A 1,866-nucleotide genomic window follows, 5' to 3' on the forward strand; every position below is an offset into this window, starting at 1 on the left:
CGGGTAAACCCAGCCCCACAGCACAAGCACTGCAGAAGCAGGTTCACCCGCGAAAAAGGCAACGCGATTTAGAAGAAGCCCAGCGGATTGATGTCGTAGCTCACCAGCAGGTTCTTGGTCTGCTGGTAGTGGTCGAGCATCATCTTGTGGGTTTCACGGCCGACACCGGACTTCTTGTAGCCCCCGAACGCAGCGTGAGCCGGGTACAGGTGGTAGCAGTTGGTCCATACGCGACCGGCCTTGATGCCGCGGCCCATGCGGTAGGCGCGGTTGATGTCGCGGGTCCATACGCCGGCGCCGAGGCCGAACTCGGTGTCGTTGGCGATCGCCAGGGCTTCGGCTTCGTCCTTGAAGGTGGTGACGCTGACCACCGGGCCGAAGATCTCTTCCTGGAACACGCGCATCTGGTTGTTGCCCTTGAGCAGGGTCGGCTGGATGTAATAGCCGGTGGCCAGGCTGCCTTCGAGTTTCTCCACCTTGCCGCCGGTCAGCAGCTCGGCGCCTTCCTTCTGGGCGATGTCCAGGTACGAGAGGATCTTCTCGAACTGCTGCTGGGAGGCCTGGGCGCCGACCATGGTGTCGGTGTCCAGCGGGTCGCCGCGCTTGATCTGCAGGACCTTTTTCATCACCACTTCCATGAACTGCGGGTAGATCGACTCCTGCACCAGGGCGCGCGATGGGCAGGTGCACACCTCGCCCTGGTTGAAGAACGCCAGCACCATGCCTTCGGCGGCCTTGTCGATGAAGGCAGGCTCGGCCTGCATGATGTCCTCGAAATAGACGTTCGGCGACTTGCCGCCCAGCTCCACGGTGGACGGGATGATGTTCTCGGCGGCGCATTTCATGATGTGCGAGCCGACCGGGGTGGAGCCGGTGAAGGCGATCTTGGCGATGCGCTTGCTGGTGGCCAGGGCTTCACCGGCCTCGCGGCCGAAGCCTTGCACCACGTTGAGCACGCCCTTGGGCAGCAGGTCGCCGATCAGTTCCATCAGCACGGCAATGCCCAGCGGGGTCTGCTCGGCGGGCTTGAGCACCACGCAGTTACCGGCGGCCAGCGCCGGCGCGAGCTTCCAGGCGGCCATCAGCAGCGGGAAGTTCCACGGGATGATCTGCCCGACCACGCCCAGCGGCTCGTGGATGTGATAGGCCACGGTGTTTTCGTTGATTTCGGCGGCGCCGCCTTCCTGGGCGCGGATGCAGCCGGCGAAGTAGCGGAAGTGATCGACCGCCAGCGGGATGTCGGCGTTGAGGGTTTCGCGGATCGGCTTGCCGTTGTCCCAGGTTTCGGTGATGGCCAGGATCTCCAGGTTCTGCTCGATGCGGTCGGCGATCTTGAGCAGCACATTGGAGCGGTCTTGCACCGAGGTGCGGCCCCAGGCGTCGGCGGCGGCGTGGGCGGCATCCAGGGCTTTGTCGATGTCTTCGGCAGTGGAGCGTGGGAATTCGGCGATCGGCTGGCCGTTCACCGGAGAGGTGTTGGTGAAGTATTCACCCTTGACCGGAGGAACGAACTCACCGCCGATGTAGTTGCCGTAGCGGCTCTTGAAGGAAATTTTCGCGCCTTCGGTACCCGGATGTGCGTAACGCATGGTGTGTCTCCTGGCTCTAGCTCGTAGGGGTTGTGAGTGTGGTGTAGTTGTGCGCCGCTCAATAGGCTTGCGGTGTTTCACCCCGGGCCAGACGCTGGTTGATGTCGTCGATCACCCCTGGCAAATCGGCGATGGTGTCGATCAGGTAGTGTGGACGGGACGGCTCGAACATCTTGACGATGCGCGCGCGCTCCTCGGCCAGTTTGGCCGCCGGCAACGACTTGTAGGCCTGGTAGGACAGGCCCAGGGCATTGCCCGAGCAGGTAAGGGCTACGGT

The 1,866-nt window shown here is 63.2% G+C and carries 1 protein-coding gene and 1 pseudogene; both read right to left on the bottom strand.

Annotation, left to right across the window (positions count from 1 at the left end; all coding sequences use genetic code 11):
* Positions 1-68: 68 nt before the first annotated feature.
* The gene (locus DQ397_RS16220; protein ID WP_070575988.1) at positions 69-1,589 is read right to left on the bottom strand and encodes an aldehyde dehydrogenase family protein; all 1,521 of its coding nucleotides are present in this window, start codon (positions 1,587-1,589) and stop codon (positions 69-71) included.
* A 58-nt stretch (positions 1,590-1,647) separates the two neighbouring features.
* Positions 1,648-1,866, bottom strand: a pseudogene (locus tag DQ397_RS16225) (phosphonoacetaldehyde hydrolase); the annotation flags it as partial.

This window comes from Pseudomonas sp. CK-NBRI-02, from assembly GCF_008124495.1.
GTDB classification, from domain to species: domain Bacteria; phylum Pseudomonadota; class Gammaproteobacteria; order Pseudomonadales; family Pseudomonadaceae; genus Aquipseudomonas; species Aquipseudomonas guariconensis.

Coding starts and splice junctions, on each gene's coding strand:
- DQ397_RS16220 (WP_070575988.1), bottom strand. CDS start 1,589: ATGCGTTACGCACATCCGGGTACCGAAGGCGCGAAAATTTCCTTCAAG.